Annotated in this window: 5 protein-coding genes and 1 rRNA gene; 3 read left to right on the top strand and 3 right to left on the bottom strand. The window is 72.3% G+C overall.

What is annotated here, in order from left to right; translation table 11 throughout:
* Positions 1 to 91 (top strand): 5S ribosomal RNA (gene rrf / locus H488_RS36020); the annotation flags it as partial.
* 132 nt (positions 92 to 223) lie between these two features.
* Here rrf and H488_RS24540 read toward each other — a convergent pair.
* Genes H488_RS24540 through H488_RS24530 form a run of 3 tightly spaced genes read right to left on the bottom strand, consistent with a single transcriptional unit; the run spans position 224 to position 3508 of the window.
* On the bottom strand, positions 224 to 1897 hold the full coding sequence (locus H488_RS24540; RefSeq protein ID WP_017832788.1) for an FAD-binding oxidoreductase: 1674 nt from the start codon (positions 1895 to 1897) through the stop codon (positions 224 to 226).
* 40 nt (positions 1898 to 1937) lie between these two features.
* Entirely contained in the window at positions 1938 to 2723 is a 786-nt protein-coding gene (locus H488_RS24535; protein ID WP_017832787.1) for a lysophospholipid acyltransferase family protein, read from the bottom strand.
* Positions 2720 to 3508, bottom strand: a complete 789-nt coding sequence (locus H488_RS24530; RefSeq protein WP_031282649.1) for an SDR family NAD(P)-dependent oxidoreductase — start codon at positions 3506 to 3508, stop codon at positions 2720 to 2722. Before H488_RS24530 ends, H488_RS24535 begins: the two co-directional genes overlap by 4 nt.
* 148 nt (positions 3509 to 3656) lie before the next feature.
* Here H488_RS24530 and H488_RS24525 point away from each other — a divergent pair, with 148 nt between their 5' ends.
* Together H488_RS24525 and H488_RS24520 are read left to right on the top strand one after the other, a co-directional pair.
* On the top strand, positions 3657 to 5915 hold the full coding sequence (locus tag H488_RS24525; RefSeq protein ID WP_017832785.1) for an HAD-IB family phosphatase: 2259 nt from the start codon (positions 3657 to 3659) through the stop codon (positions 5913 to 5915).
* Positions 5916 to 5951: 36 nt separating this feature from the next.
* Positions 5952 to 6527, top strand: coding sequence for a TetR/AcrR family transcriptional regulator (locus tag H488_RS24520; RefSeq protein ID WP_017832784.1), 576 nt, complete (start codon positions 5952 to 5954; stop codon positions 6525 to 6527).
* Positions 6528 to 6537 lie beyond the last annotated feature (10 nt).

The following is a 6537-nucleotide window of genomic DNA, read 5'->3' as shown; positions in this document are numbered from 1 at the left end:
GCCCGGTCCCATCCCGAACCCGGAAGCTAAGACCCGCAGCGCCGATGGTACTGCACCCGGAAGGGTGTGGGAGAGTAGGACACCGCCGGACCACACCACCAGGGTCGAGCCCCCGCACCACACGGTGCGGGGGCTCCCCGCATTTAACGCTCCGAACAACAACAGAGCAGGCCCCCACCGGCAACGGTGGGGGCCTGCTCTGCTCTGTACGGGCCCGGGAGGGTCAGCCGACGATCTTGCCGGGGTTGAAGTTGCCGCCCGGGTCCGCCGCGGCGAACAGGCTGCGCAGGAGCTGCACGCCCTCGGGGGAGACGTCCTGCTCCATCCAGGGGCTGTGCTCGAGTCCCACCCCGTGGTGGTGGGACAGCGTGGCGCCGGCGTCGATGAACGCCTGCTGGATCGCGCTCTTGATCACGGCGTACTCGGCGTGGGGGTCGTCGCCGATCTCGTAGCCGAAGGTGAAGTAGAGGCAGGCGCCGGCGTGGTACGAGTGGGACATGTGGGACATGATCCACCCGGTCTTGCCCTGCGCCTCGAAGGCCTGGTGCGCGGCGTCGTAGACAGCCTGGTGCACCGTGGTGAGCTTGGACCACGGTGCGGCGGTCTCGGAGACGTCGCCGATGGTGTTCTGCTCGAGCAGGAAGTCGCGCAGGTACGGGGTGTCGAACTTCTTCTGGTCGTAGAGCGCGCCGGGGCCCGCGCCGAGCACCAGGGCGCCCTGCTTCTTGACGATGCCGGCCACGGCCTTCTTCCGGCGCTCCACCTCGGCCTTGGCGCCCTCGAAGCAGACGTAGGCGATGCACATGGCGTCGGTGTCCCAGCCGCGGCGCCGCATCAGCTCCCACAGCACGTCCTGGCCCTTGGCCGTGACCTTCTTCTTCAGCGTGGCGGGGGCCTTCTGGGTGGAGAGCGAGAACGCGGTCTCGTGCGCGTCGGAGACGCGGGCGAACGTGGTGCTGATGCCGGACCGGGCGATCTCGCGCATCGCAACGAGCGCCTGCTGCCACGTGGGGAACATGTACGCGATGACCTCGCGGTGCTCGGCGATGCGGTGCACGTGCACGTCCAGCTGGGTGATCACGCCCAGCCTGCCCTCGGAGCCGATCATCATCTCCCGCAGGCTCGGACCCGTGGAGGTCGAGGGGAGGGGGCGCAGCACCACGGTGCCGCCCGGGCGCACCACGCGCAGCCCGCGCACGATGTCGGCGATGTCCCCGTACTTGTCCGACTGCATCCCCGAGGAGCGTGTGGCGGCCCAGCCGCCGAGGGTCGAGTGCGTGAAGGAGTCCGGGAAGTGGCCCAGCGTCCACCCGCGGGCGTTGAGCTGCTCCTCCATGTCCGGGCCCAGCACGCCGGCCTGGATGGTGGCCAGCCCCGACGTCTCGTCGAGCGAGAGGACCTGGTTCATCCGGCCCAGATCGAGGGAAACGATCGTTCGTTCCTCATGGGGATCCGGCTGGAGGCTCCGCGAGATGCTCGTGCCGCCGCCGAAGGGGATGACCACGAGGTCGCGCTCCACCGCGAGCCGCAGCACCTGGGCGACCTCATCCTCAGTGCCGGGGTATACGACCACGTCGGGCACCCGCGCGAAGTCCCCGGCCCGGGTGAGCAGCAGCTCGGTGACGGACTTGCCGGCCCAGTGCACGATCCGCAGCTCGTCGTCGAGGGTCAGGTGCTCTGCGCCGGTGATGGCGGCCAGCGCCTCCAGGAGGGGCTCCCCGGCGCGGGAGGCGGGGACGCTGACCGTGGAGAAGTCGATGGTGTCGCGCTGCCGGGGCCGCAGGTCCACGTCCAGGGCGTTCTTGACGAACGGGGCGAAGGCGGGCTTGTTCGCGTACTCAAAGTGCACGCCTTCCTCGCCCCACCCCCACCACTTCATGTGCTTCACGTGTGCCATCTGCGCAGTACTCTCCTGGTTCTCGGGGGGTGACGGTGGTTCAGGCGTCGATGCGCGGACGGTGCTCGGCGTAGAGCGCCCGCACCGAGGCCTCGATGCGGTCGTTGAAGGACGAGGTGGGCTCCTTCTCCCGGGCGACCAGCGGCTCGCCGACGGCCACCACCACGCGGGGGCGGCCGCGGCGCGGCCAGCGGGCGCCGCGGGGCATCGCCTCGTAGGCACCGATCAGGGCGACGGGGACCACCGGCACTCCCACGGCCTTGGCCAGGCCGGCGGCCCCGATCTTGAAGGACCCCATCTTCCCCGTGCGGGACCGGGTGCCCTCCGGGAAGATCAGCAGCGGGACGCCGGCCTTCAGCAGCTGCTTGGACAGCCCCCGGTTCGCTCCGGTGCCCGTCCGGTCCACCGGGAAGGCGTTGAAGATCAGCTCGGTGAACATGCGCTTGTGCGGGGCGGTGAAGAAGTAGTCCGCGGCCACCCCGGTGGCGAGGTCCCGGCGGATGCGGCGGGGCACCGAGCCCAGGACGAGCGGCGCGTCGAGGTGGCTCGAGTGGTTGGCCACCACGATGCACGCCCCGTCCAGGGCGTCGGCCGCGGGGTGCGTCACCACGGTCCGGCGGACCGTGCGGTACGCGAGGCCCTGCAGGAACACCCGCTGGGCGATCCGGCGGGCGAGGCGGCGCCGCGGGTCACGGAAGCGGTCGGGGCTCAGCTGCGCGGAGGACGCGGGCGGGGCCTCCGGCGCGGCCTCGGGAGAGGAGCCGGCGCTGCCGCCGTCGATGGAGCGCTGGACCGGGACCGGGTCCTGGGGGTCGCGGCGGGTCACGAGCCGGCCGCCCGTTCCTTCTGGCGGGCCGAGGCGACGAGCCCCGAGATCCGGCGCACCGCGGCGCGCGGCAGGTGCCGCAGGGCGAACCCGAGGAGCCGGTAGCGCTTGGTGGGCATCGAGAGCACCTTGCCGCGCGCGACGTCGTCGAGAGCCTCCTCGACCACGCGCTCGGGGCTGAGCCACATGAAGGAGGGGATCGAGGAGCCGCTGATGCCGGCGCGCTCGTGGAACTCGGTGCGCACCCAGCCGGGCAGCAGGGCGGTGACGTGGACGCCCGTCCCGTGGAGCTCCACGGCGAGGGCCTCGGTGAACGCGGTCGTGTACGCCTTGATCGCCGAGTACGAGCCCATCGTGACCAGGCCCGCGGTGGAGGAGACGTTGATGATCCAGCCGGAGCCGCGCGCCGTCATCGCCCGTGCCGCGGCCGAGGAGAGCACCAGGACGGCCCGGCACATGACCTCGAACGCGCGGTCGTGGGCGCCGGTGTCCGGATCGGCGAAGCTGGTCTTCACGGAGAACCCGGCGTTGTTCACGAGCACGTCCACGGGTCGCTCGGGGTCCTCGACCCGGGCGGCGACGCGGTCCACGTCGGTGCGGTCGGAGAGGTCCGCGGGCAGGACCTCGACCGGCACGCCGTGCTCCGAGCGCAGCCTGGAGGCCGTCTGCTCGAGGCGGTCCGCGTCGCGGGCCACCAGGACGAGTGCATTTCCCCGGCGGGCCAGGGCTTCGGCGAACGCGGCGCCGATGCCGGACGTCCCCCCGGTCACGAGAGCGGTAAGCATGAGATCTAGGCTACACTACGGTAGCCGTAGCGCAGCCGGGTGCGGTCCGCTCGAGGGGCGTCGTCGTCGCCCGCCGGGCAGGGCCCGCCCGCAGCCCCCCGCCCGCTCCGCACCGGCGGCGGACCAGCACACCACCGGAGGAACACCGTTGACCGAGACCCCCACCACGCGCGTCCTGCTGACGGGAGCCACCGGCTTCCTCGGGCAGGCGGTGCTCGAACGGCTGCTGTCCGCCCACGAGGGTGTGCACGTCACCGCCGTCGTCCGTCCCAAGGGCAGCATCAGCGGTGAGCAGCGGCTGCGGCAGCTGCTGCGCAAGCCCGCCTTCCGCACCTGGCGGGAGAGCGTGGGCGACGACGAGGCGAAGCGGGTCTTCGCGGAGCGCACCGCGGTCCTCGAGGGGGACCTGTCGGCACTCGCGGGCATCACGGAGCCGTTCGACGTGGTGATCCACTCGGCCTCCACCGTGTCCTTCGACCCGCCCATCCACGAGGCCTTCAGCACCAACGTCGGCGGCGCCACCGGTCTCTACGACGCGCTCCTGGCCTCCGGGCAGGACCCGCACGTCATCCACGTCTCCACCTGCTACGTCGGGGGGATCGCGAAGGGCCTGCGCCCCGAGGCGGCCGTGGACCACGAGGTCGACTGGGCCGCCGAGTTCGAGGCCGCCCAGCGGGCGCGCGAGGAGGCCGAGATGGCCTCCCGCACCCCGGAGCGGCTGCAGGCCATCATCGACGCCGCCACCGCGGACCACGGCAAGGAGGGGCCCAAGTCGGTGGCCCGCGCCGCGGAGGCCGCGCGCGAGGAGTGGGTCCGCACCCGCCTCGTCGAGTACGGGCGCACCCGGGCGCAGTCCCTCGGCTGGACCGACATCTACACCTTCACGAAGGCCCTGGGCGAGCGGGTCGCCGAGCAGAAGTGGGCGGGCGCCGGCCACCGCCTCTCCGTGGTGCGTCCGTCCATCATCGAGTCCGCGCTGCGCCACCCGTACCCCGGCTGGATCGACGGCTACAAGGTGGCCGACCCGCTGATCATGGCCTACGCCAAGGGCGCCCTGCCGGAGTTCCCGGGGCTGCCGGACTCCGTGCTCGACGTCATCCCCGTCGACTTCGTGGTCAACGCGATCGTGGCGCTGGCCACGGGCGGGCACCGCGCCCCGTCGGGCGCGGCCACCCCCGACGGGCAGGCGGACCCCGCCCCCGCGTACTACCAGGTCTGCTCGGGCGCCTCGAACCCGCTCCCGTTCCACCAGATGTACGAGAACGTCCGCTCCTTCTTCCTCGCCCACCCGCTCGAGGACGCCGACGGCAAGCCCATCCGGGTGCCCGAGTGGAAGTTCCCGGCCAACAACGCCGTGGAGCGCTCGCTGGCGGTCAAGGAGCGGCTCTCCGCCGTGGGCGGCCGGATCACCTCCGCGCTGCCCGCGACCTCCCGCACCCGGGAGTGGTCGACCTCCCTGCACCGGATGCAGTCCGGCCTCGGCTCCCTGCGCACCTACGTGGACCTCTACCAGTCCTACACGCGCACCGAGATGATCTTCGACGACGCCAGCACGCGGCAGCTCAACGACTCGCTGCCCGCCGGCACGCCGGAGGACCGGACCTTCGACGTCCGGTCGATCGACTGGGCCGACTACTGGAAGAACGTGCACCTGCCGGCGCTGACCACGATGACCAAGGCCTACGGCCGGCTCCAGGCGGCGTCCAAGCGGCGCGGCACGACCCGGCGGGGTCTCAGTGAGGGCACGGACGTGCTCGCGGTCTTCGACCTCGAGGGCACCGTCCTGGACTCCACGGTCATCCGCCAGTACCTCCAGCTGCGCCGCCGGACGCTGCACCTGGCGAAGTGGCCCGCGGAGGTCGCCGACCTCGTCTCGAGCGCCCCGACCTACCTCAAGGCCGAGAAGCGGGACCGGGGGGAGTTCATCCGGGCGTTCATGCGCCGCTACCAGGGCGTGCCCGCCGGGACCGTGCGGGAGCAGGTGGCCGGGCCGCTCGGCGAGGACATGCGGCGCCTCCTGCGCCCCGGGGCCCTGAGCCGGATCGAGGAGCACCGCGCCGCGGGGCACCGCACGGTGCTGGTCACCGGGTCCATCGACCTGCTCGTGGAGCCGATCGCGCACCTCTTCGACGAGGTCGTGGCGGGCCGGATGGACGAGCGCGACGGCGTGATGACCGGCTACCTCGCCGCTCCGCCCCTGGTCGACGAGGCGCGGGCCCAGTGGCTCAAGAAGTACGCCGAGCAGGGCGGCTACGACCTCTCCCGCTCCTACGGCTACGGGGACTCCCACGCGGACGCCAGCTGGCTGCTGCTCATGGGCCACCCGTACACGGTCAACCCCGACCTGCCCCTGTACCGGCTGGCCCGGAAGAACCACTGGCCCATCGAGGACTGGAAGACCGCCTGAGCGCTCCGGCGGCGGACGGCGAGCAGGAGGGCACCGATGGGCGACGACGACCGGACCGATCCGCGGACCGTCACCACCGACAAGAAGATCACCGCGGCGGCACTGGCCCTCCTGCGCGAGGGCGGACCGCACCGGGTGACCATCGAAGCGGTCTCGGCGGCCTCCGGCGTGGCCAAGACGTCGATCTACCGCCGCTACGCGAACAGCCTGGAGATGCTCGAGGGGGCCCTCGAGGACGCCGTGGCCACGTACTCGCCGCAACGGCCGAGCGCCCCGGCGAGCTGGGACGAGGGCCTCGCCGAGGCACTGGACTTCCTGCTCCACGACATGGGCATCGGGGTGGCGGTCTCCCTGCTGAGCGACCCGGAATCGGAGACGTCCCGGATCCTGCGCGCGCACCTGGTCCGCCCGCGCGTGGAGCGGCTCAAGGAGCTCCTCGCGGCGGAGACGGCGGCGGGACGGCTGAGCCCGGACCTGGACGTCGACGTCGTGCTGGACTTCGTGCTGGGCTCCGCCTACTCGCACGTGGCCCGGTACGGGAGCCTGGGCGACGACTGGCCCCGGCGGGTGCACCGGACCCTGACCGGGGTCCTCGAGACGCACCGGCCCTGACCCGTGCGGG

Origin of the sequence: Kocuria sp. UCD-OTCP (assembly GCF_000349605.1) — a bacterium.
In the GTDB taxonomy this organism is placed as follows: Bacteria; Actinomycetota; Actinomycetes; order Actinomycetales; family Micrococcaceae; genus Kocuria; species Kocuria rosea.
The sequence above is the reverse complement of the archived record's forward strand: the minus strand, read 5'-3'. Positions and strand labels throughout refer to the sequence as shown.